Annotated in this window: 19 protein-coding genes and 1 tRNA gene; 9 read left to right on the top strand and 11 right to left on the bottom strand. The window is 69.6% G+C overall.

Features of this window, described 5'->3' with window-relative positions; translation table 11 throughout:
• Positions 1-60 precede the first annotated feature (60 nt).
• From WC969_13795 to WC969_13785, 3 genes are all read left to right on the top strand, one after another.
• Positions 61-4,608, top strand: coding sequence for a PAS domain S-box protein (locus tag WC969_13795; GenBank protein MFA6030923.1), 4,548 nt, complete (start codon positions 61-63; stop codon positions 4,606-4,608).
• A 71-nt stretch (positions 4,609-4,679) separates the two neighbouring features.
• Positions 4,680-5,261, top strand: a complete 582-nt coding sequence (locus WC969_13790; protein ID MFA6030922.1) for a hypothetical protein — start codon at positions 4,680-4,682, stop codon at positions 5,259-5,261.
• A complete protein-coding gene (locus WC969_13785) occupies positions 5,258-5,854 on the top strand; it encodes a hypothetical protein (GenBank protein MFA6030921.1) in 597 nt (198 codons plus the stop codon). Before WC969_13790 ends, WC969_13785 begins: the two co-directional genes overlap by 4 nt.
• An 18-nt stretch (positions 5,855-5,872) precedes the next feature.
• Here the strand turns inward: WC969_13785 and WC969_13780 are convergent, their stop codons facing one another.
• Complete coding sequence (locus tag WC969_13780) at positions 5,873-7,621, bottom strand: tetratricopeptide repeat protein (GenBank protein ID MFA6030920.1); 1,749 nt, start codon at positions 7,619-7,621, stop codon at positions 5,873-5,875.
• Between the two features lie 88 nt (positions 7,622-7,709).
• Here WC969_13780 and WC969_13775 point away from each other — a divergent pair, with 88 nt between their 5' ends.
• From WC969_13775 to prfB, 5 genes are all read left to right on the top strand, one after another.
• Positions 7,710-9,410, top strand: coding sequence for a hypothetical protein (locus WC969_13775; protein ID MFA6030919.1), 1,701 nt, complete (start codon positions 7,710-7,712; stop codon positions 9,408-9,410).
• A gap of 46 nt (positions 9,411-9,456) precedes the next feature.
• On the top strand, positions 9,457-9,819 hold the full coding sequence (locus WC969_13770) for a response regulator (protein MFA6030918.1): 363 nt from the start codon (positions 9,457-9,459) through the stop codon (positions 9,817-9,819).
• 55 nt (positions 9,820-9,874) lie between these two features.
• Positions 9,875-12,550: a preprotein translocase subunit SecA gene (secA, locus tag WC969_13765; protein ID MFA6030917.1), complete on the top strand. Its 2,676-nt coding sequence runs from the start codon at positions 9,875-9,877 to the stop codon at positions 12,548-12,550.
• Complete coding sequence (gene lnt, locus WC969_13760; GenBank protein MFA6030916.1) at positions 12,535-14,115, top strand: apolipoprotein N-acyltransferase; 1,581 nt, start codon at positions 12,535-12,537, stop codon at positions 14,113-14,115. The genes secA and lnt overlap by 16 nt, the downstream gene beginning before the upstream one ends.
• An 89-nt stretch (positions 14,116-14,204) precedes the next feature.
• The gene (gene prfB, locus WC969_13755; GenBank protein MFA6030915.1) at positions 14,205-15,353 is read left to right on the top strand and encodes a peptide chain release factor 2; all 1,149 of its coding nucleotides are present in this window, start codon (positions 14,205-14,207) and stop codon (positions 15,351-15,353) included.
• A 107-nt stretch (positions 15,354-15,460) separates the two neighbouring features.
• On the opposite strand, the gene WC969_13750 is transcribed toward prfB, so the two are convergent.
• The gene (locus WC969_13750; protein ID MFA6030914.1) at positions 15,461-16,429 is read right to left on the bottom strand and encodes a carboxypeptidase regulatory-like domain-containing protein; all 969 of its coding nucleotides are present in this window, start codon (positions 16,427-16,429) and stop codon (positions 15,461-15,463) included.
• Positions 16,430-16,821: 392 nt separating this feature from the next.
• On the opposite strand from WC969_13750, the gene WC969_13745 reads away from it, so the two are divergent.
• Entirely contained in the window at positions 16,822-17,331 is a 510-nt protein-coding gene (locus WC969_13745) for a hypothetical protein (protein MFA6030913.1), read from the top strand.
• A gap of 135 nt (positions 17,332-17,466) precedes the next feature.
• Here WC969_13745 and rplA read toward each other — a convergent pair whose 3' ends face one another.
• The 9 genes from rplA to WC969_13700 form a co-directional block, all read right to left on the bottom strand.
• Positions 17,467-18,144, bottom strand: coding sequence for a 50S ribosomal protein L1 (gene rplA / locus WC969_13740; GenBank protein ID MFA6030912.1), 678 nt, complete (start codon positions 18,142-18,144; stop codon positions 17,467-17,469).
• A gap of 10 nt (positions 18,145-18,154) precedes the next feature.
• A complete protein-coding gene (gene rplK, locus WC969_13735; protein MFA6030911.1) occupies positions 18,155-18,586 on the bottom strand; it encodes a 50S ribosomal protein L11 in 432 nt (143 codons plus the stop codon).
• A 55-nt stretch (positions 18,587-18,641) separates the two neighbouring features.
• The gene (locus WC969_13730; GenBank protein ID MFA6030910.1) at positions 18,642-18,956 is read right to left on the bottom strand and encodes a hypothetical protein; all 315 of its coding nucleotides are present in this window, start codon (positions 18,954-18,956) and stop codon (positions 18,642-18,644) included.
• Position 18,957: 1 nt separating this feature from the next.
• Positions 18,958-19,986, bottom strand: coding sequence for a radical SAM protein (locus WC969_13725; GenBank protein MFA6030909.1), 1,029 nt, complete (start codon positions 19,984-19,986; stop codon positions 18,958-18,960).
• Between the two features lie 2 nt (positions 19,987-19,988).
• Positions 19,989-20,519, bottom strand: coding sequence for a transcription termination/antitermination protein NusG (nusG, locus tag WC969_13720; GenBank protein ID MFA6030908.1), 531 nt, complete (start codon positions 20,517-20,519; stop codon positions 19,989-19,991).
• A gap of 8 nt (positions 20,520-20,527) precedes the next feature.
• A complete protein-coding gene (gene secE / locus WC969_13715; GenBank protein ID MFA6030907.1) occupies positions 20,528-20,716 on the bottom strand; it encodes a preprotein translocase subunit SecE in 189 nt (62 codons plus the stop codon).
• Between the two features lie 36 nt (positions 20,717-20,752).
• Positions 20,753-20,825: transfer RNA gene (locus tag WC969_13710), tRNA-Trp, on the bottom strand.
• 454 nt (positions 20,826-21,279) lie between these two features.
• Positions 21,280-21,432 (bottom strand): 50S ribosomal protein L33, encoded by a 153-nt coding sequence (gene rpmG / locus WC969_13705; protein ID MFA6030906.1) that lies wholly within the window; start codon positions 21,430-21,432, stop codon positions 21,280-21,282.
• Between the two features lie 4 nt (positions 21,433-21,436).
• On the bottom strand, positions 21,437-21,545 hold a 109-nt coding region (locus WC969_13700), incomplete at its 5' end, for an elongation factor Tu (GenBank protein MFA6030905.1).

Raw genomic sequence — 21,545 nt, 5'->3', positions numbered from 1 at the left:
GGGATGAAAATCGTCGTGCCAAGTCTAGCAATTTAGGGTATATTCCATAGCGCGCGCGATATGAACGATCCCTTCCGCTCGGTCGAAAGCCGCCTGACCGCGGGCTTCGTGCTGGCCGCCCTCCTGCTCGTGGGCGTCGGCGCCTTCGCCCTGCGCAGCATCCGCAGCTATCAGCGCCTCAACGGGACGGAGAAGCGGATGTACGCCGTCCTGGGCACGCTCGACTCGATGCAGGATCAGTTGAACGTCGCGGAATCCGCGCAGCGCAGCTACCTGCTGACCGGCGACGCGGCCCGGCTCGTCCCCCTGGAGACGGCGGAACGCCAGTTCGACCGCCGCTACAAGGGTCTCCTCGCGATGACGAACGACCCCGCGCTGCTGCTCCGTGCGAAAGTCTTCGCCGGAGCGATCCGGGATCGCCTCGCGACCCTGCGCCGGACGGCGGAGATCCGGCGCCGGGAAGGGCTCGCGGCCGCCCAGACGGCCGTCCGCACGGGCCCGGGGAGCCGGCAGGGCGAGCGCGTCCGCGCCCTCGCGGCCGAGATCGACCTCGAGGAGCGGCGTCTCCTCATGGAGAACGCGCGCCGCGCGGACGCGGCCGGGCGGCAGGCCGTCCTCGTCATCCTGCTCGGGAACACGCTCGCGCTCCTCTTCCTCGCCGGCGCGGGGATGATCGTCCTCTACGACCTGCGCCGGCGCGACCTCGCCGAGCGCCGTCTGCGCGAGAGCGAGGCGGCCCTCCAGGACTTCCTCGACGGCGCCAACGACCTCATCCAGAGCGTCGGGCCCGACGGCCGCTTCATCTTCGTCAACAACGCCTGGCGGCAGACCCTCGGCTACGGCGAGGGCGAGCTCGCGGCGCTGACGGTCTGGGACGTCGTCGCCCCCGACTGCCGCGAAAGCTGCATGAAGCTCTTCCAGCGCGTGCTCGAGGGGGCGACGCTCCGTCACGTCGAGACCGTCTTCCTCACCCGGGACGGGCGCCGGGTCCTCGTCGAGGGGAGCGCGAACCCGCGCCTGGAGAACGGCCGTGCGGTCGCCACGCGCGCCATCTTCCGCGACGTCACCGCGCGGCGCGAGGCGGAGGAGGCGCTGGAGCGCTCCATCCGCGAGCTCAAGGACACGAAGTACGCGCTCGACCGCTCGGCCATCGTCTCCATCTCCGACGCCGCGGGGCGGATCATCTACGTCAACGAGGCCTTCTGCGCCGTCACCGGCTACGCGCGCGAGGAGCTTCTCGGGCAGAACCACCGGCTCCTCAAGTCCGGGCACCACCCGCCCGAGTTCTTCGAGGCGATGTGGCGGACGATCTCGGGCGGCCGGGTGTGGCAGGGGGAGGTGCTCGACAAAGCCAAGGACGGCGCGCTCTTCTGGCTCCACATGACCATCACGCCGCTGCTGGGAGAGAACGGGAAGCCCGAGCGCTTCGTCTCCATCCACTTCGACATCAGCGCGCGCAAGGAGGCGGAGCGGGGCTTCGCCGAGACGACGGCGCGCCTGAAGTCCGTCCTCGATGCCGCGACCCAGTCCTCGATCATCGCGACCGACACCCAGGGGCTCATCACGGTCTTCAACACGGGCGCCGAGCGCATGCTCGGCTACAAGGCCTCCGAGATGGTCGGCAAACGCACCCCGGAGATCCTCCACCTCCCTGAGGAGGCCGAGGCCCACGGCCGCGAGCTCAAGGAGCTCCTCGGGCGGCCCGTGGAGGGCTTCGACATCTTCGTCGAGCAGGCCCGCGCCGGCCGCTACGAGGAGCGCGAGTGGACCTATGTGCGCAAGGACGGCGGCCGCATCACCGTCAACCTGACCGTCACCGCGCTGCACGGCGCCGACGGGGAGATCCAGGGCTTCCTGGGCATCGCGGTGGACGTCACCGAGCGGCGCTGGGCGGAGCGCGCGCTCATGGAGAGCGAGGAGCGCTGGCAGTTCGCCCTCGAGGGCTCCGGCGACGGGGTCTGGGACTGGGACCTGCGGCGCAACGCCGTCTATTTCTCGCCGCGCTGGAAGGCGATGATCGGCTACGCGGACGCGGAGCTCCCCGATAAGATGGAGGAGTGGACCAAGCGGGTGCACCCCGACGACCTCCCGGGCGTCCAGGAGCTCCTCCAGAAGCATTTCCGCCGCGAGAGCCCGGTCTACGTCTCCGAGCACCGCATGCGCTGCAAGGACGGCGCGTGGAAGTGGATCCTCGACCGCGGCAAGGTCACCTCCTGGACGGAGGACGGCCGGCCTCAGCGCATGGTCGGGACGCACTCCGACGTCACGGAGCGCAAGCGCGCCGAAGAGGAATTGCGCAAGCTCTCGCTGGCCGTCCAGCAGAGCCCGGCCGCCATCGTGGTGACCGACGTCGCCGGGAACATCGAGTACGTGAACCCCAAGTTCACCGAGCTCACCGGCTACGCGCCGGAAGAGGCGCTCGGGAAGAACCCCCGCATCCTCAAGTCGGGCGAGCAGCCCGCCGAGTTCTACCGCGAGCTCTGGACGACCATCCTCGGGGGAGGGACCTGGAAGGGCGAGCTGCACAACCGCAAGAAGGACGGCGAGCTCTACTGGGAGACCGTCTCCATCTCTCCCGTGAAGAACGCCGAGGGGGTCGTGACGCACTTCGTCGCCGTCAAGGAGGACGTCTCGGAGCGCAAGCGCGCGGCCGAGGAGCTCGCCCGCGCCCGCGACGCCGCGCTCGAAGCGGCGCGGACGAAGTCCGCCTTCCTCGCCAACATGAGTCATGAGATCCGCACCCCGATGAACGCCATCATCGGCATGACGGGCCTCCTCATCGACGCGGGGCTCGACGCGCGTCAGCGCGAGTTCGCCGAGACCATCCGCACCGCCGGCGACACCCTGCTCGCGATCATCAACGACATCCTGGATTTCTCGAAGATCGAATCCGGGAAGCTCACGCTCGAGTCCGTCGAGTTCGACCTGCGCAAGGAGCTCGAGGACTGCGTCACCCTGCTCGCCCAGCGCGCGCAGAGCAAGAGCGTCGAGATGACCGCCTTCGTGGACGGCGAGGTCTCCTCCATCGTGCGCGGAGACCCCGGGCGCCTGCGCCAGGTCCTCTTCAATCTGCTCGGCAACGCGGTCAAGTTCACGGCCAAGGGGGACGTCGCCCTGCGCGTCGAGAAGGAGTTCGAGGGGGAGGACCGCGTCGTCCTCCGCTTCACGGTCGCCGACACGGGCATCGGCATCCCGCCGGAGACCCAGAAGCGCCTTTTCCAGGCGTTCACGCAGGCGGACGCCTCGACGACGCGGAAGTTCGGCGGCACGGGGCTCGGCCTCGCCATCTGCCGCCAGCTCGTCGAGCTCATGGGCGGGACCATCGGGGTCGAGAGCGTCCCCGGCAAGGGCTCCACCTTCTGGTTCCGCCTGCCCCTGGGCCGCGGCAAGGGCGCGGAGCCCGCCGCCGCGCCGGTCCGAGAGCTCTCCGGCGTGCGCGTCCTGGTCGTCGACGACAACCGCCACAACCGCGAGATCGTGAGCCACCAGCTCGCCTCCTGGAAGGTCGTCTGCGAGGCGGTCGAGGGGGCCCCGAAGGCCCTCGAGCGCCTGCGCGCCGCCTGCGCCGAGAAGCGGCCCTTCGGACTCGTCATCACCGACATGCAGATGCCGGACGTCGACGGCCTCTCGCTGGCGCACAGCATCCGGGACGACGCCGCGCTGTGCGCCCCGAAGGTCGTGCTCCTGACCTCGATGGGCACCGGCATGACGGGCGAGGAGCTGCGCGAACACGGGCTCAGCGCCTGCCTCGGCAAGCCGGTGCGTCAGGCCGCCCTGCTCGACACCCTCGCGCGCGTTCTGGGCGCCCGGGCGCCGTCGGGCCGCAGCGCCGCGCCCGATGCGGCCTCCCTGCACGTCCCCGACGCCGCCCAGCGCGGGCGCCGCCGCTTCTTCCGCATCCTCGTCGCGGAGGACAACGCCGTCAACCAGAAGATCGTCGTCCTGCAGCTCGAGAAGCTCGGCTACCGCGCCGACGTCGCGGGCGACGGCAAGGAGGCGCTCGCGGCGCTCGAAGGAGGGCGCTACGGCCTCGTGCTCATGGATTGTCAGATGCCGGTCCTCGACGGCTACGAGGCGGCGCGCGAGCTGCGCCGCCGCGAGGGCGGGCTCCGGCGCGTGCCGGTCGTCGCGATGACCGCCCATGCGCTCGAGGGCGACCGCGAGCGCTGCCTGGCCGCGGGCATGGACGATTACCTGGCGAAGCCGGTCCGCCTCGAGGACCTCGGCTCCGCCCTCGCGCGCTGGGACATCGGCATCGACCCGCGCCTCCTCGCGGAGCTCAAGGAGCTCGCGGGGCCCGAGAACGTCGGCGACTACCGGAAGCTCCTCCAGGTCTTCCTCGAGGAGACCTCCAAACGTCTGGCCGAGGTGAAGGAGGCCTGCGCCGCGAAGGACGCGGACAGGGTCGCCGCGCTCGCGCACGGGCTCAAGGGCTCGAGCGGCAACGTGGGGGCCCGCTGGTTCGCCCAGTACTGCATGCGCCTCGAGGAGCTCGCCAAGGCGGGCGAGTTCGACGGGACCCCCGTCGTCCTCGACGCCCTCGCCGGCGAGTTCGGCCGCGTGCGCCGCGTCTTCGAGGACGAGCTCTCCGCCCTGCCGTCCGCATAGGCCCTAGGGCCTAGACCTCGTCGGGTCCATGGACCCCGGATGCCGCACCCCTCGCGGGCTATCCTATCGTCATGGACGCCTCCAAGGCCGTGAAAACGCTCGCCGTGAGAGCACTCCTCCTGCTCTCCGTCTGCGCCTCGACCGGGAGGGCGGCGCCGGACTTCGAAGCCGTCGTCGCCGGCGCCGGCGCCGATCTGAAGGCCTCCTTCGACGCGCGCGCCGGGTCGGCGAAAGCGGCTCCCGCCCTCCTGCGCTACGACGAAGCCTGCATCCTGCGCGCGGTGGCGGGGAAGATGGGGGTGACGCTGCGCGCGGAGGTCCCCGTGCCGGCGGTCTTTCTCGGCAGCCGCACTCCCCTGGCCCGGTTCCAGGATGCCGTCGAGCCGCAGTGGAACATGCGGCCCGAGGCCTTCCTCAACGTCTATGTCCTCAAGAACAACGAGATCTACCTCAACGACGACGCGGCTCTTTACGGCATGCATGGCCGCGCCCTCGACGACTCCCTCGCGCACGAGTTCGCCCACTACATCCAGGTGCGCTATCAGGGCGCCGATTTCGCCCGCGACGACGGCGACGCGCTCGAGAGCGGCGCGGTCGCCGTCCAGTTCTGGTTCCGGGAGAACTACATCGCGCGGCCGGGGACCTGCTCGTGAGGAGGCCTCCCCGCGTCCTGCTCGCGCTCCCGCTCCTGTCCTTCCTCTGCTCCGCGGTCGCCCGGGCCGCGGACTTCGACGCCGCGGTCTCCCAGGCCTCCGTCTCCCTGAGGAAGGACTTCGACCAGGCCGCGGCGAAGAAGGCCGCCGCGAAGAAGCCCGCGCGGTCGCCGGCGACCTTGCGCTATGAGCCGCTCTGCATCCTGCGCGCCGTGGCGCGGCAGATGAACGTGAAGCTGCGCGCGGAGGTCCCGCTCCCGTCCGTCCATTTCGAGAGCCGCACCGACCTGCGGAGCTTCCAGGACGCCGTCGAGCCGCAGTGGGGTCAGCGGCCGCCCCAGGTCATGAACGTCTTCGTCGTGGCGCGCAACGAGGTCTATCTCATCGACGATGCGTCCTACTACGAGCGCATGAAGCGCGCCATCGACGATTCCCTCGCGCACGAGTTCGTCCACTACCTGCAGGTCCGCTACAAGGGCTACACGGAACGCGACCTCGGCGAGGACTTCGGCGCCGAGGCCATCGCCATCGAGCACCAGACCTGGTTCCGCGAGAACTACATCCAGCAGCCGGGGATCTGCCCAGCCGAATAGTCCCTGCCAGGAACGCCCTTACTTCTTCTTCGGGGAGAGGTCCGTCTTCTGCGCCGTCTTCGGGCGCGGGGAGGAGGCGTCGAGCTCGTCGCAGAGCCGGCGCAGGCGCTTGTCCCTCGGCCGCTCCTTGAGCGCGGAGCGGCAGGCGTCGAGGGCGCGCGTGCCGAGCTTCGCGCTCTCCTCGTCCGGGAGGCCGGGCGTCCGGGCGAGTTCGTGGAGGGTGCGGCCGTAGAGGAGGAGGTCGGCCGCGTCGAGGGGGCTGAGCTCGGCGGCGCGCTCGAAGAAGCGCACCGAGCGGCGCAGTTCGGCCTCGTCCGCTCTCAGGGGGAGGTCGTCGAGCCAGCGGCGGTGGCGGCGCGCGAGGTCCAGCGCGTAGACGCCCGAGTCGGGAGAGAGCGCCGCCGCCTTCTCGGAATCGACGAGACAGGACGCGCCGGGGCGCGCCGCCGGGACGGCCCGGCCGTCGCCGCCGCAGGTGCAGTCGGCGCGGAGCGCGCGGTACTCTCCGGACTGCGGGACCTTCTCGATGAGCCAGTCGACGGCGGGGAGCGCCTCCGCGCAGCGGCCGAGGGCGGTCGCGGCGCGCGCGCGGGCGATGTTCGCGGAGTAGCTCTCCGGGTTGCGCTTGAGCGCCTTGGCCGAGGCGGCCATCGCGTCCTCGTAGCGGCCGATGCGCGCGTAGGCGAAGGCCTTGCGGGCCTCGAGCGCGTCGGCCTCGGCGGGAAGAAGGACCTGGGCGGCGCCGATGTCGGCGAGCGCGCCCTTGAAGTCCTCGAGGTCGAGGCGGGCGATGGCGCGGTAGCTGAGCGTCGCCGCGTCCTTGGGCCGGAGCTTGAGCGCCTCGTCGAGGTCCAGGAGCGCGTCGGCCTGCTTGTTGAGGCGGATGAGCGCGTAGCCGCGCAGCTTGAGCGCGCGCGCGTTCTTCGGGTCGCGGGCGAGCAGCCCCGTGAGCTCCGAGACGGCCTCCTCATGGCGCTCCGCGCTGATGAGCGCGTCGGCGCGCTCGAGGCGGTCTCCGGACCCGCCCTGCCCCTTGGCGAGGATGTCCGCGTAGTCCTTGGCCGCGGAGTCGTAGTCGCGCAGGAGCGCGTGCGACTCGGCCTTCATGCGCATGAGCTCGGTGGCTTCGCGGGGACGACGGCGCATGCGTTCGTCGAGGAGCGTCAGGACCTTCCCCTCGTCCTCGTCGGCCTCCTTCGTGCGCCCGAGCTTGCGCCGGATCTCGGCGCGCAGGGAGTAGAAGCTCCAGTCGGAATAGTTCCCCGAGATGCCCACGAGGATGGCCATCCCGCGGTCGGCGTCCTTGAGCGCGTCGTCGAGATTCCCGAGCTTGAGCTTGGCGCGGGCGCGATAGTAGTAGACGTTGGGGACCTCGTCGGGCCGCAGCTTCGAGCGCTCCAGCGCGCGGTCGAAGTGCTTGATGGCTTCGTCGACCCGGCCGGACTCGAACTCGTAGAGGCCGAGGACGCGGTAGGCGTCGCCGCTCTTCGGGTCGAGGAGGAGGGCCTGCATCGCGTCCTTGTCGGCGTCCGGGTCGCCGTTCTTGAGCCGGGCCTCGCTGCGGCAGAGATAGGCCGGCGCATAGTCGCCGCGCAGCTCGAGCGCGCGGGCGCAGGTCTCGGCGGCGCGGAGGTAGTCGCCGCGCTGGAGGGACTCGTAGCCCTCGTCGACGAGCTTGCTGACCCGCTGCATGCGCGTGAGGGGGAACTCGAAGGCGGAGGCGGCCGCCGGCGCGAGCGCGAGCAGCAGGGCGAGGACGAGGGGCATGTCCACACTATACGGCAACGCCGGGGAGCATTTCAAGGACGGCGGCTTGAAATATTTCCTACATGAATTCCCTATAGACTATGAGGGTATGGAGCAGGAACCCGACCCCGGTCCGGACGGCGGCCGCGCGGACGCCTCGCGCGACGCCCTCGCCGCCGCCATCGCGGCGGCTTTCGAGCGCGCGGGCGTCTTCACGGCTCTCGAAGGGACGCGCGCGGGCGTCGAGCGCGGCCTGCTCCTGGTCTCGGAGGAGGTCGCCCGGCTCGAACAGGGCCTGCGGCGCGAGGAGAGCGGAGCGGCCGTCGCCGACGCCGTCCGCGCCGCCGCCCGCGCGACGGCCGCCGATCTGCGCGAGGGGATGCGCCGCGAGATCGCCGACTCCCTCGACGCGGCCCACCGTTCGGGCCGCGACCTCGCCGCTCAGGCGCGCGCCGACATGCGCGAGTTCGCGGAGGCGCTGCTCAAGGCGGCGCGGGACTCCGTCGACAAGAACTATCGGGAGCTCGAGGACCGGCTCGAGCGCGGCCTGGCCGCGCTGAGCGTGCGCCTTCTCGACTCCCAGGGCCGCTCCGAGGCGCTCGTCGACGAGCTGCGAGGCTCCGCGGAGAGCACCCGCGCGGCGATGCGCTCCGAGCTCTCGGAGCTCCTCGCCGGGCTGGGCCGGGAGCAGGGCTCGGCGAGCGAGTCCTTGAGCGCCGAACTGCGCGCGCTCGTGCGCTCGGAGGTCGCGGGCGTCTCGAAGGCCTTCGCGGAGAGCTCCGCGCGCTCCGGCGACGTCCTGCAGACGGTCCAGGCCTCCTTCGCGGAGCGGTTGGAGCGGCTCGAAGCGGCGGCGCGGGACCGGGCCGAGGTGGAGGCCGCGCGCGTCGAGCGCTTCGAGTCCGCCGTCGCCTCCCTGCGCGAGGCGCTGGCCGAGAACGCGGCCGCGTGCTCGGCGGCGCGCGAGGCGGCGCAGGCCGCGGGTCCGCAGGCGGCCGCGGCCGCCTCCGAGGCCTCGGAGCGCACCTCCAAGGCGCTCCTCGAGCTCTCCGAGCGCGTCGAGGCCTTCCGTCCCATCCTCCAGAGCATCATGACGACCTCGGAGTCGGCCCGTCTGGCCGCGACCGGCGCCCAGCGCGAGACGATCGCGCTCAAGGACGACATGCGCTTCTTCTCCAACGAGCTCGCGTCCTTCAATTCCTCGCTCGGCAAGACGCTCGAGACCCTCGGACGCATCCGCGACGACGTCTCTCCGGCCGTCTTCGGCGAGCTCAAGGAGGTCGTGGGGGTGCTCTCCGGAGAGCTCGACGCCCTGAAGGCCCGGGTCCTCACGGGCGACCAGCTCAAGGACGCCTTCGGCGGCCTGGCCGGAGACTTGAAGACGCTCGAGGGCGCCGTCGGCGCTTCGGCGCGCGGTGAGGACGTCCGCGCGCTCGGCGCGGCTCTCGAGGGGATGCGCGGGGGCTTCGACGTCCTGGGAGAGCGCATGGATGCCGCGTGGAAGGCGCTGCGAGGCCGCGACGAGTCCCTGCTCTCCGAGGCGTTCGAGCCGCTCCGGGACGCCGTCGTGCGCCTCCAGCGCGGCCTCGCCCCGCTGGCCGGGGAGCTGCGGGCGCTGACGGAGCGCGACGAGCAGTCCCTCTCCCGCGCCGAGCGCGAGCTTCGCGGGCTCTCCGGGAAGTTCGACGCCCTCTCCGCCCAGCTCGTCCGCCTGCTCAAGGAGTCCCTGCACGGGCACGAGACGCTCCTGCGCGACCTCTCCGCGCGGAGCGCTCAGGAGCCGCCGAGTCCTCCGTCGCGCCCCTCTTGATTCCCGCCCGCCGGGATTATAGTATCGGTCCATAGGACTCCCGCGCGTGAAGAAGATCCTCCTCATCGACGACAACGAAGAGCTCGGCCGCCTCCTCTGCGCCGCGTTCGCCAAGGATTTCCGGGTGCTCTGCGCGAAGGACCTGGCCGGCGGCCGGGACCTGTTCGCGAAGAAGAAACCCGACCTGACCCTGCTCGACATCGAGCTCCCCGACGGCAACGGCGTGGAACTGCTCGGCGAGCTGCTCAGGGCGTCCCCGAAGGCCCTCATCGTCATGCTCAGCGCCAACGACCAGCTGGAGATGGCGCGCGAGGCGATGCGCCGCGGCGCCTGCGAGTACGTCTGCAAGCCCTTCAGCATGGACCATCTGCGCGAGCTCATCGCCCGGCGGCTCTCCGCGCGGCCCTGACTCGCTCCTGCCGAACAGGCCCGTTAAAAGGTAGAATCCCGTCGGTACCGCCCCCATGATCGAATCCCTCGTCTACAAGCTCATCGGAACCCCCAGCGAGCGTCGGCTCTCGAAGCTCCAGCCCCTGCTCGAGCAGGTCAACGCCTGGGAGGAGAAGGTCCAGGCCCTGCCGCCCGAGGCCTTCGTGCGCAGGACCGAGGAGTTCCGAAAGGAGATCCAGGAGCGCGTCGCCGAGCTCCCCGGGGACCTCGAGAAGGAGGAGCGGGCCCGGCGGGTCACCGCCATCCTCAACGACTACATCCCCGAGGCCTTCGCCCTCGTTCGCGAGGCCTCCAAGCGCAGCATCGGCCTGCGCCACTTCGACGTGCAGATGATCGGCGGCATGGTGCTCCATCAGGGCGGCATCTCCGAGATGAAGACCGGCGAAGGCAAGACGCTGGTCGCCACCTCGGCCGTCTACCTCAACGCCCTCGTCGGCCGCGGCGTCCACGTGGTCACCGTCAACGACTACCTGGCCAAGCGCGACTGCGAGTGGATGGGCCCCATCTACCGCTACCTCGGCCTCAGCGTGGGCTTCGTGCTCCACGACATGGACAACGCCACGCGCCGCGCGTCCTACGCCAGCGACGTCACCTACATCACCAACAACGAGCTCGGCTTCGACTACCTGCGCGACAACATGGTCGTCCGCCGCGAGGACCGCGTGCTGCGGCCGCCCTATTACGCCATCGTCGACGAGGTGGACTCCATCCTCGTCGACGAGGCCCGGACCCCGCTCATCATCTCCGGCCCGGCCGAGGAGAGCACCGACCGCTACGCGCTCATCAACCGGATCGTCCCGCACCTCAAGACGCGCTTCGTCACCGAGGAGGAGGAGATCCAGTCGAAGTACACGGGCGAGGACCTGGGCAAGGGCTTCGACGCCGTCATCGACGAGAAGAACCATACGGCGGTCCTCACCGATCAGGGCATCGACAAGGCGCAGAACCTGCTCGGCATCGCCTCCCTCTACGACGACCTGCAGGGCGCCTGGGTCCACCACATCACGCAGGCGCTGCGCGCGCACCACCTGTACAAGCGCGACGTCGAGTACGTGATCAAGGACGGCGAGATCCTCATCGTCGACGAGTTCACCGGCCGCCTCATGCCCGGCCGACGCTGGTCCGAGGGCCTCCACCAGGCCGTCGAGGCGAAGGAGAACCTCCCCATCAAGGAGGAGAACCAGACCCTCGCCACGATCACCTTCCAGAACTTCTTCCGCATCTTCGACAAGATCGCCGGGATGACCGGCACGGCCATGACGGAGGCCGACGAGTTCTGGGAGATCTACAAGCTCGACGTCTGCGAGATGCCTCCCAACCGGCCCAACGTCCGCGAGGACTTCCCCGACGTCGTCTATCTCAACGAGAAGGCCAAGGACCGGGCCATCGTCACGGAGATCGAGGAGCTCTGGCGCAAGGGCCGCCCCGTCCTCGTCGGCACCCGCTCCATCGAGCGCTCGGAGAAGCTCGCCGCGATGCTGCGCGCCAAGGGCATCCCGCACCAGGTGCTCAACGCCAAGTACCACGAGATGGAAGCGCAGATCATCGCCCAGGCCGGCCGCAAGGGCATGGTCACCATCGCCACGAACATGGCCGGCCGCGGCACCGACATCATCCTCGGCGGCAACCCTCCCGACGAGGCGAACCAGAAGGAGGTCTGCGCGCTCGGCGGCCTGCACGTGCTCGGCACCGAACGGCACGAGGCGCGGCGCATCGACAACCAGCTGCGCGGCCGCTGCGGACGCCAGGGCGACCCGGGCTCCTCGCGCTTCTACCTCGCGCTCGACGACGAACTGATGCGCCTCTTCGGCTCCGACCGCATCAGCGGCCTCATGCAGACCTTCGGCATGACCGAGGACGAGCCCATCGAGAGCGGCCTGGTCAGCAAGCAGATCGCCGGCGCCCAGCGCCGCGTCGAGACCCACAACTTCGACATCCGCAAGCAGCTCCTCGACTACGACAACGTGATGAACAAGCAGCGCGAGGTCGTCTACGGCCTGCGCAACCAGGTCATCGACGGCGCGGACGTGCGCGAGCACATCCGGCGCATGCTCGAAGAGGAGCTCGCGGAGAAGGTCGCGACCTGGGTCCCCAAGGACACCTATCCCGAGCAGTGGGAGATCCTCCCGCTCTCCGCCTACCTCCAGCGCGTCTACGGCATCGAGTTCCATCCGACGATGGAGCAGCTCAAGGCGCACGACCCGGAATCCCTGCTCCAGGAGCTGCGCGCGTCCGTGGACGCGGCCTACAAGCAGCGCGAGAGCGAGGAGTTCGCCGGCTTCGACTTCCGCGAGATCGAGAAGATGGTCCTGCTCCAGGTCATCGACGGGGCCTGGAAGAACCACCTCTACGACCTCGACCACATGAAGAAGTACATCCACCTGCGCGCCTACGGCCAGAAGGACCCCAAGGTGGAGTACCAGCGCGAGAGCTTCGGTCTCTTCAACACGATGCTCGACCGCATCCGCGAGCAGGTCGTCGAGTACATCTTCCGCATCCAGGCCCCGCGCGCCCCGGCCCCGCCGCCCGTGCACCGCGAGGTCCCGACCGGCGTCGGCGCCTCCCGCGGCCCTTCCGCTCCGGCGAAGGCCGCACCCGCGCCCGAGAAGCCCACGGTCCATAAGATCGGACGCAACGATCCCTGCCCCTGCGGCAGCGGGAAGAAATACAAGAAATGCTGCGGGCAGTAGAGATTCCGCTGCGCGGAATTTCTACCGCAAGCAAAAGATGCCCGGCCGCCGCCTGCGCGGCGGCCGGCGCGCTGCTCGCGCTCGCCCTTCCGAAGCCCGGACTCACCGTCCTGGCGTGGTTCGTCCCCGCGCTCATGCTCGCGGCGGCACCCGAGGAGCCGCGGCCCGGGCGGCGCCTCCTGCTCGGCTGGGCGTACGGGGCGGCCTTCCACGCCGTCGTCCTGCACTGGATCTACCTGACCTGCCGCTTCGCCCTGGTCCCCGTCCCCGTCGCGCTCCTCGCCTGGGCGACCCTCGCGTCCATCCTCGGGCTCAACGCCGGCCTCTTCGCGCTCCTCGCGCGCCCCGCGGCGGCGGGGCTCCCCGGCTGGGCCCGCCCGTGGGCCTGGGCGGCCTTGTGGGCGGCCCTCGAGTCGCTTTCGGCGCGCTGGGGCGGGCCGCGGCTCGGCGTGGACGTGCTGGCCTACACCCAGTGGCGGCACCTGCCGCTCCTGCAGGGCTCCGCCTGGGCCGGTCCGCACGCCCTGAGCTTCCTCATCCTGCTCGTCAACGGCTGTCTGCTGGAACTGCTGCGTCGCGGGCCGCCCGCGCGAGGGACGCGGGGGTCGGCCGCCGCCGCGGGGCTGCTGCTCGCGCTCTGGTGGGGCTACGGCGCCGGCTCCCTCTCTTCGCGCCGCGTCGACGCGGAAGGGCCGCGCGTGGAGATCCTTCAGCCGAACGTCGACCAGTACCGCAAATGGGACGAGCGCTTCGTCTCCGAGATCCGCTCCGGCATCGACGCCCTGCTCTCCCGCTCGCGCACGGGCAAGGCCGACCTCGTGCTCTGGCCGGAGTCCGCGCTGCCGGGCTGGCTCGACGAACCCGAGAACCTCTCGTGGGTCTCGGGCTGGGCGAAGCGGGCGGGCCCGATGCTCGTGGGCAGCGTGACGATGCTCGGCGGCGGCCCGCGCAACTCGGCGGTGCTCCTCGACGAGGGGGGGAAGGTCGCGGGGATCTATCACAAGCGCGAGCTCGTGCCCTTCGGCGAGTACGTGCCCCTGCGCCGCCGCCTCGAGCCCTTCGTCGGCATCCTCGCCCAGCTCGGGGACTTCACGGCGGGGCCGGCGGTGCAGCCGCTGCTCGCGACGCGGCTCGGCCCGCTCGCGGCCAGCATCTGCTACGAGGCGATGTTCCCGCGCTGGCCCCGGGGCGACGCCGCCCGAGGCGCCCGGGTCCTGGCGAACCTCACCAACGACGGCTGGTACAGGGACACCTGGGGCCCGCCGCAGCACTTCGGGGTCAACGTCTTCCGGGCCGTCGAGAACCGCGCCCTGGTCCTGCGCGCGGCGAACACGGGGGTCTCCGGCGTCATCGACCCCTGGGGCGTCACGCTCGCGCGCACGGAGCTGCTGCGAGCCGACCGCCTCGACTTCCGCCTGCCCGCGCGGGACCCTTTCCCGGGAGGGTCCTTCTACGCCCGCCACGGGGACCTCTTCGGCGCCCTCTGCGGACTGCTCTCGGCGGTCCTCCTCCTGCGTGCTGGGAATCTGCGCGGCAGATTCCCAGCGGGGTCTAAGAAAAAGTAGACTTGAGGCCTTATGAAGCCATGCCGGACGCCGGGACCGATTTATCTTAACCCCGCCGAGAATCGCCCGTCGGCGATTCTCGGCTAACCATGGCCGACCCACAGTTCCGCGAGACCCAGGACGCCCTCTCCGCCGACCGCGAGAAGCTCATCGCCGTCGGCCGGCTCCTGCAGATCGACGCCAAGCGCAAGGAGCTCGAGCGCCGCGAGGCGCAGGCCGCCGATCCCGCCTTCTGGGCCGATTCCGGAAAGGCGCAGAAGCTCTCCAAGGAGCTCAACGACCTCAAGCGGACGGTGAAGGAGTACGACGACGCCCTGCGCCTGGCCGGCGACCTCGACGCGCATCTCGAGCTCGCGCTCGAGGCCGAAGACGCCGGGGAGCTCGCCGAGGTCCGCAAGGGCCGCAACGAGCTCGGCCGCGTCGTCGTGGACCTCGACACGCGCCTGAAGCTCTCCGGGGAGTTCGACGCGAGCGACGCCATCTTCACGCTGCACGCCGGCGCCGGCGGCACCGAGGCCTGCGACTGGGCCGACATGCTGCTGCGCATGTACACGCGCTGGGCCGAGCGCCACGGCTTCGAGTTCGTCATCACCGACATCCTCAAGGGCGAGGAGGCCGGGGTGAAGAGCGTCGCGGCCATCATCCGCGGCCGCTGCGCCTACGGCTACCTCAAGAGCGAGGTCGGCGTGCACCGGCTCGTGCGCATCTCGCCCTACGACGCGAACAAGCGCCGGCACACCTCCTTCGCCTCCTGCGACGTCCTGCCCGACATCGAGGAGGAGATCGACATCCAGGTCTCCGACGCGGAGATCGAGGTCGGCACCTACCGCGCCGGCGGGGCCGGCGGGCAGAACGTCAACAAGGTCGAGACCGCCGTCCGCATCCGCCACCTCCCGACCGGCATCGTCGTCGCCTGCCAGATCGAGCGCTCTCAGCACCAGAACCGCATCACGGCGATGAAGATGCTCAAGGCCAAGCTCTACCAGGTCGAGCTCGACAAGAAGCGCTCCGCGATCGAGAAGCACTATGACGGCAAGGGCGACATCGCCTGGGGCCACCAGATCCGCAGCTACGTCTTCATGCCCTATCAGATGGTCAAGGACCTGCGCACCGGGCATGAGACCTCCCAGATCAACACCGTCATGGACGGGGACCTGGATGCGTTCATTCACGAGTATCTAGGGTGGCTTGCCGCCGGAAAACCCAACCGCCGCACCGCCACCGACAAGGAAGATTAGTCGTTCCGTTCACCCTCCCTCTTCGTCCCAAACAACCGAACGGCGTAGCTTTGGGACGTCCCGAACCTACGGCGTCTGGATGTTCGGGACGAGGGAGGGGAAAGGCCCTATTCGCTCGGCAGCTTCAGGGGGATGAGGGCGAGGTCGCGTCTCGGCTTGTCCTCGGCCGACAGGAGGAGCTCTTTGTGCTGCAGGGTGCGCCCCTCGTCGAGGGCCGCCTGGAGGCGGTCCTTGCGCGAGAGCTCCTTGAACGGCGGGATGCCGTCGAGGACGTATTTCGGCTCGTAGTCGGGGTGCGACACCGTCATGTCGAAGCCGCCCTCGGCCGTCGGGAGGCGCGCGCGGTAGCGTCCCTCCGCGTCGGTTCCCGTCGCCGCGCGGTGGCCGGTGGCGGGGTCGGTGAAGATGATCTCGACGTCGGGGACGGGCTTGAGCGTGACGATGTCGAAGACGGTCCCCTGCACGCGCAGCTCGCGCGGCTTCGTCTTCGTGGTCATGATGATGGGGACGTCCTCGGGGTCGGGCGAGGCCCGGCGAGCCGCATCGGCCGTCCGCTGTCCCGGCGCCTCGCGCCGGTCGGCGGCGGGCTTCGGAGCGGGCGGCGCGGGCCTCGCGGGCGCCGGCGTCTCCTCACGGGCGGCGGCGGAAGGAGCGGAAGGGGCCGGAGCCTGCGCCGCGGGATGGGCGGTGAGGACGGGGATGTTCGGGTCGTTGGCGGGCCGTCCCACGAACCAGATCCCGGCGCCGATGAGCGCGGCCGCGCCGGCGTAGAGGATCGCGGGCGGCACGAGCGGAGGCGTGCTCGGAGGCATGACGGCCGGCGGCACCTCCGCGTAGGGCGTCGGCTCGTAAATGGTCGCCGGCGGGACGCTCTGCGGCGGAGGGGGCGGGGGCTCCGCGGGGCCCGGCGCCGCCTTGCGGGCGGCGGGCGGCGGCGCGGCGCTCTGAGCGGCGTCCGGCGTCGGGGTGAAGAGTCTCTTCTGGGGGACGGTCGAGAAGTCCTTGCCGCAGAAGGGACAGACGTCGTCCTTCTCTTCGACGGGCTTCGAGCAGCCTGGACAGCGGTTGACGAGCATGGGGTCTCGCCCCATTATAGCGACTCTTGACCGCATAATATGCACCTGCTGGGAGTCCGTCCGAGTAATAGCGCCCGTGCCGGAGGCCCGAGGTCGAGGAAAGCGCAAGGCGCGACAAGCGAGGATAGCTGAAGCTATCTGAGCGCGAAGCAACGCCGCGATTTCCCGAGATCGGGCCTCCCGCCTCTCTTGATATACTCTACGGAGAGGCGGGTCGCGCGCGATCGGGCTGCGCCTTCGTCCCAAAGAACCGAACGGCGTTGCTTTGGGACGTCCCGAACGCCTCGGCTCGCTCCGACAGCGCGCGGCCGGCATGGACGCTATTACTCGGACGGACTCCTGACATCCTCGGGAAGGGGGGAACACAGATGAATACATCGGCTTTGACGGGAATGTTCTGCGCGCTGCTCGCGGTCTCCGCCGCGGCGCAGCCCGCGCCGGAGGGGCGACCGGAAGGGGGAGAGCCGCCCATCCTCGGCGAGCGGTTCCAGGAGACCCTGGGAACCGCGCTCAAGTTCAGCGCCGAGCAGAAGAAGGGCGTCTCCGCGGCCATGGAGTCGGCCCGGCCCGCGCTGAAGGCCGAGTTCGCGAAGCTGCGCGAGGCGCAGAAGAAGCTCGAGGAGCAGGCGCAGAAGTTCAAGTCCATGGAGATGGACCTGCGCGAGAAGATCCGGGCCCAGCTCCGCAACGAGCAGAAGGAGCGCTTCGACGAGATGATGCAGCGCATGCGCGAGGGCGGCCGACGGGGCGCGGCCCGCGGCGAAGAGACTCCCTTCGGCGGCGCCGCGCGCGAGCGCGAGTTTCCGCCCGAGCGCTGGGAGGAGAATCCCGAGCGCGGCCGGCGCCAGCGACCGTCCCAGGGGGAGATGCAGGAACCTCTGCAGAACCCGCAGGGCTTGTAAGCCTCTGCGGCGTCAGGCGCCTTCCTTCGTCCAGGGGAAGGCGCCTGTTTTTGCTCCGGCACGGGATGAAGAAGCCCTCCCGTTTCCGGGAGGGCTTCTTCTTTCTCGGCACCGAGCGGACGGTGCCTCGCGGTCCTAATAGGACGTGTCGACCGGCACTCCGGGACCCATCGTCGACGAGAGCGTGATGCTCTTGATGTAGACGCCCTTGGAGGCCGACGGCTTCATCTTGGTGATGAGGTCGAGCACGACGCGCGCGTTCGCCTCGATCTGCGCGGGCTCGAAGGAGACCTTGCCGATCGCGAGGTGCACGATGCCGTAGTCGTCGTTCTTGAACTCCACGCGCCCGCCCTTGAGCTCGCGCACGGCCTTGGCGACATCGAAGGTCACCGTGCCGCTCTTCGGGTTGGGCATGAGCCCGCGCGGGCCCAGCACCTTGCCGAGCTTGGCGAGGTCCTTCATGACGTCGGGGGTCGCGACGAGGACGTCGAAGTCCATGCGGCCCTTCGCGATCTCCTCGACGAGCTCGTTGGAGCCGACGAGGTCGGCTCCGGCGCTCTCCGCTTCCTTGATCTTATCGCCCTTCGTGATCACGCCCACGCGGCGGGACTTGCCCGTGCCGTGCGGGAGGATGACCGAGGTGCGGATGAGCTGGTCCGACTGCTTCGGGTCGATCCCGAGGCGGACGTGCAGCTCGACGGACTCGGGGAACTTCGCCGTGGCGTTCTTCTTGACGAGCGCGGCGGCTTCGGAGAGCTTGTAGGTCTTGCCCTCCTCGATGTTCTTCTGGCCGGCTTTCAATCTCTTTCCCATGGTCTCCTCCTCAGCCCTCGACGATCTCGATGCCCATCGACCGCGCGGTGCCCTCGACCATGCGGACGGCCGCATCGACGGTGCTCGCGTTGAGGTCCGGCATCTTGGCGGTCGCGATCTCCTTCGCCTGCTTGTGGGTGATCTTGCCGACCTTGTTCTTGTTCGGCTCACCCGAGCCCTTGGCGAGGCCCGCGGCCTTCTTGAGGAGCGAGGAGACGGGCGGCATCTTCGTGATGAAGGTGAACGACCGGTCCTCGTAGACGGTGATGACCGCCGGGATGGTCATCCCGGCTTCCATGGTCTTCGTGCGCTCGTTGAACTGCTTGCAGAAGTCCATGATGTTCACGCCGTGCTGGCCGAGCGCGGGCCCCACGGGCGGCGCGGGGTTCGCGGCCCCGGCCGGGATCTGCAGCTTGATCTGCGTCTTGACCTTCTTCGCCATACTACCTCCGTGACCTGTTGTCGTCCCCCGATTTTACGGGGGACTCGGTCGAGTTTCAGCCCGGGCGGCGCCAGCGGCGCCGCGCCCACGAGAAGACGAGCGCGGCCACCGTGACGAGCACGAGCACTTTCCAGAACGGGATGCGGTCGCTGCCGAAGACGACGCGCGTGAAATCGGAGGAGAAGATGCGGGGCCAGACCCAGCTCACGGCGGCGGAGATCAGGAGGATCTTGCCGAAAGCGAGCAGGAGCATGACGAGCAGCGCCGCCGCGAAGGTGAGCGCGGCGAGCAGGGCGCCGAGGGGGCCCACGCGCATGGCGCGGATCCGGAGGTCGTGAAGCGGCATCGCGCGTTGGAGGAGCTCGGGCATGTCAGCGGCTGAGCGCCGGCTCCTTGTCCTCCGTCTTCTTCGGCGCTCCGGCGCTCGGGGCCGCGGGCTTGGAGCCGAAGGAGTGCCAGGCGAGCGACATGCTCGCGCCGAGGGTGCGCAGCGGCTCGCCGAGAGTGTGGGAGACCATGCGCGCGCAGCCGATGGCGCAGCCCGGCTCGCAGGGCTTGTGGCGGTCGTTCTCGCGCAGGGCGGCCGGGGTCAGCTTCTCGAGGGGGACGCGCCACTCGCGCTGCTGGGCGCACCACTGCGCCTCGCCGCGGCCGTTGACGTAGAGGAACTTGAGTCCCGCCAGGCACTTCCAGGGGCGGGAGAAGTCCCCGTCGAGCATCTCCTTGAGGTGCTCGCCGTAGAAGTTGACGCCCTCGAAGACGCCGTAGCGCTCGAGCAGTTCGAGGTACTGGCGTCCGCGGATGGCGATGCGGCCCCCGGGGCCGTGCTGGACCGAGAAGCCGAAGGAGAAGGGGAGGTCCTTGAGCGCGGCGCGGAAGGCGTCGTACTCGGCGACGGTGCGCTCGCAGAGCACCGTCTGGACTTCGACGGTGAAGCGGGCCTCCTCGGCGAGCAGGCGCAGCTTGGGGAGCACGGACTTCAGGGCCTTCATGGACAGCGCCGTCGGGTCGACCGAGTCCACCGAGACCTGCATGAAATCGAGGCCGGCGGCGTTGAGCGCGCGGATGTTCTCGCGGGTGAGGAGGAAGCCGTTGGTGATGACCGTCGCGAGGTTCGAGCCGCCGCGCTTCGACTTCGCGTGCTCGACGAGCGCGGGGAGGCCGGGGTGCATCAGCGGCTCCCCGCCGAGGAAGTCGTAGACGAGGACGCCGAGGGCGTCGAGCCGGTCGACGCGGCTCTTGAGCTCCTCGAGGGAGGGCGCCTTCGCTCCGGCCGCGTATTCGTCGCAGTAGGAGCAGCGCAGGTTGCAGTCGTCGGTGACGATGACCTGCGCGTAGTAGGGGCGGCCGTCGACGACGCGCTTGGACGAAGTGACGAGGAAGCGCGCGTCGACGGGCATGGCTACAGCTTCTCGACCTGGAGGAAGTCGAGCTCGACGGGGGTCGGCCGGCCGAAGATCGTGACCATGGCCTTGAGCTTGGCCTTCGGCTCGTTGACGTCCTCGACCACGCCGATGAAGTGGCGGAAAGGGCCCTCGGTGATGCGGACGTTCTCGCCCTTCTCGAACTGCACGGCCGGGCGGGGCTTGCCCGCGGCGGTCTCGTTGGTGAGGTCGATGATCTGGGTGATCTCTTCGGGAGGGAGCGCGCGGGGGCGCGGTTCGCCGAGGAAGCCGGTCACGCCATTGATGTTCTTGACGGCCCAGTAGGTCTCGTTGTCGACGATCATGTCGAGGAGGATGTAGCCGGGGAAGAACTTGCGCTTCTTCTCCGCCTTCTTGTTCTTCTTGACCTCGACGACGGTCTCGGTGGGGATGAGCACCTGGAAGATCTTGCCCTGAAGGTTGTCGGCCTGGACCCGCTGGTCGATGAGACCGCGGACCTTGTCTTCCCAGCCGGACTGCACGTGGACGATGTACCAGCCGCGTTCCATGTTGTCTCCTATCTGCCGGTGCCGAGCAGCGCGCCCAGGATCATCGAGAGCACGAAGTCGACGCTGCTGATGTAGACCGAGAGCACGAGCACGAGCACGAGGACGACCACCGTCGAGCCGACCGCCTGCTGGCGGGTCAGCCATGTGGCCTTCTTGAGCTCGGACCAGGCTTCCTGCAAGAATTTCATCGGGTTCATCGCATCCTCATCTGTGTCGTGCGTCTCGTCAAAGTGCGGGGGCGCTAGGACTTGAACCTAGATTGACGGTTTTGGAGACCGCTATCCTAGCCAATTGGATGACACCCCCATCTGTCGCGTCCCGTGCCTTCGGCCGGGAGGCTACGTTCGGCTTCGCCGAACATTGCCCCTCGCGCTGTCGAAGCGCTCGGCGCTCCCCACAGGATGGGCTCCGCCCCTCCTATGGCGCGTCGGCAAGCGTGCTTTGCTGGCCTTGCCGCGCTGTGACCTCCCCGCCGGGCAGCGGCACCCGGAGCGGAAGACTTTTATACGGCGTTCCCGGTTGGCTTTCCGGTCCGGCCGTCCCGTCCGCACGGCGCTCCAAACGGAGTGCGGATCCTGCGTCGAGGCCGTCCGGCCCAAACCGGACGACGGCGGCGGACGCTTCTTCCGCCGCGATGCCCCGAGGTCCTTCGCGTGAGGGCGCCGGCTTCGCCGGCGCGCTCGAGATTGTTAGCGGGTCCCTGCGACGATCCGCTGGCGCCGCCCCCCCGCCTCATGAGGCGGGGGGGACGGCGCGCGGCCTACTTGACTTCCTTGTGGGGAGTCTGTTTTCGGCACTTGCGGCAGAACTTCTTCACTTCCACCTTGTACTGACGCTTCTTCCCGTGCTGGAAACTGTAGTTCTTGTTCTTGCACGTTCCGCACGCCAGGATCGTGACGACTCGGTCTCCCATGGCGTTACTCGAGGATGTCGCCGACGACGCCGGCGCCCACGGTATGCCCGCCCTCGCGCACCGCGAAGCGCAGGCCCTTCTCCATGGCGATCGGCATGATCAGCTTCACCAGG

It is taken from the genome of Elusimicrobiota bacterium (assembly GCA_041660925.1).
In the GTDB taxonomy this organism is placed as follows: domain Bacteria; phylum Elusimicrobiota; class Elusimicrobia; order UBA1565; family UBA1565; genus JBAZUV01.
The sequence above is the reverse complement of the archived record's forward strand: the minus strand, read 5'-3'. Positions and strand labels throughout refer to the sequence as shown.

Excerpts from the sequence above, each read along its gene's own strand:
- WC969_13795 (MFA6030923.1), top strand. The coding sequence starts at position 61 with ATGAACGATCCCTTCCGCTCGGTCGAAAGCCGCCTGACCGCGGGCTTC.
- WC969_13790 (MFA6030922.1), top strand. The coding sequence starts at position 4,680 with ATGGACGCCTCCAAGGCCGTGAAAACGCTCGCCGTGAGAGCACTCCTC.
- WC969_13780 (MFA6030920.1), bottom strand. The coding sequence starts at position 7,621 with ATGCCCCTCGTCCTCGCCCTGCTGCTCGCGCTCGCGCCGGCGGCCGCC.
- WC969_13775 (MFA6030919.1), top strand. The coding sequence starts at position 7,710 with ATGGAGCAGGAACCCGACCCCGGTCCGGACGGCGGCCGCGCGGACGCC.
- secA (MFA6030917.1), top strand. The coding sequence starts at position 9,875 with ATGATCGAATCCCTCGTCTACAAGCTCATCGGAACCCCCAGCGAGCGT.
- lnt (MFA6030916.1), top strand. The coding sequence starts at position 12,535 with ATGCTGCGGGCAGTAGAGATTCCGCTGCGCGGAATTTCTACCGCAAGC.
- prfB (MFA6030915.1), top strand. The coding sequence starts at position 14,205 with ATGGCCGACCCACAGTTCCGCGAGACCCAGGACGCCCTCTCCGCCGAC.
- WC969_13750 (MFA6030914.1), bottom strand. The coding sequence starts at position 16,429 with ATGCTCGTCAACCGCTGTCCAGGCTGCTCGAAGCCCGTCGAAGAGAAG.
- WC969_13745 (MFA6030913.1), top strand. The coding sequence starts at position 16,822 with ATGTTCTGCGCGCTGCTCGCGGTCTCCGCCGCGGCGCAGCCCGCGCCG.
- rplA (MFA6030912.1), bottom strand. The coding sequence starts at position 18,144 with ATGGGAAAGAGATTGAAAGCCGGCCAGAAGAACATCGAGGAGGGCAAG.
- rplK (MFA6030911.1), bottom strand. The coding sequence starts at position 18,586 with ATGGCGAAGAAGGTCAAGACGCAGATCAAGCTGCAGATCCCGGCCGGG.
- WC969_13730 (MFA6030910.1), bottom strand. The coding sequence starts at position 18,956 with ATGCCCGAGCTCCTCCAACGCGCGATGCCGCTTCACGACCTCCGGATC.
- WC969_13725 (MFA6030909.1), bottom strand. The coding sequence starts at position 19,986 with ATGCCCGTCGACGCGCGCTTCCTCGTCACTTCGTCCAAGCGCGTCGTC.
- nusG (MFA6030908.1), bottom strand. The coding sequence starts at position 20,519 with ATGGAACGCGGCTGGTACATCGTCCACGTGCAGTCCGGCTGGGAAGAC.
- secE (MFA6030907.1), bottom strand. The coding sequence starts at position 20,716 with ATGAACCCGATGAAATTCTTGCAGGAAGCCTGGTCCGAGCTCAAGAAG.
- rpmG (MFA6030906.1), bottom strand. The coding sequence starts at position 21,432 with ATGGGAGACCGAGTCGTCACGATCCTGGCGTGCGGAACGTGCAAGAAC.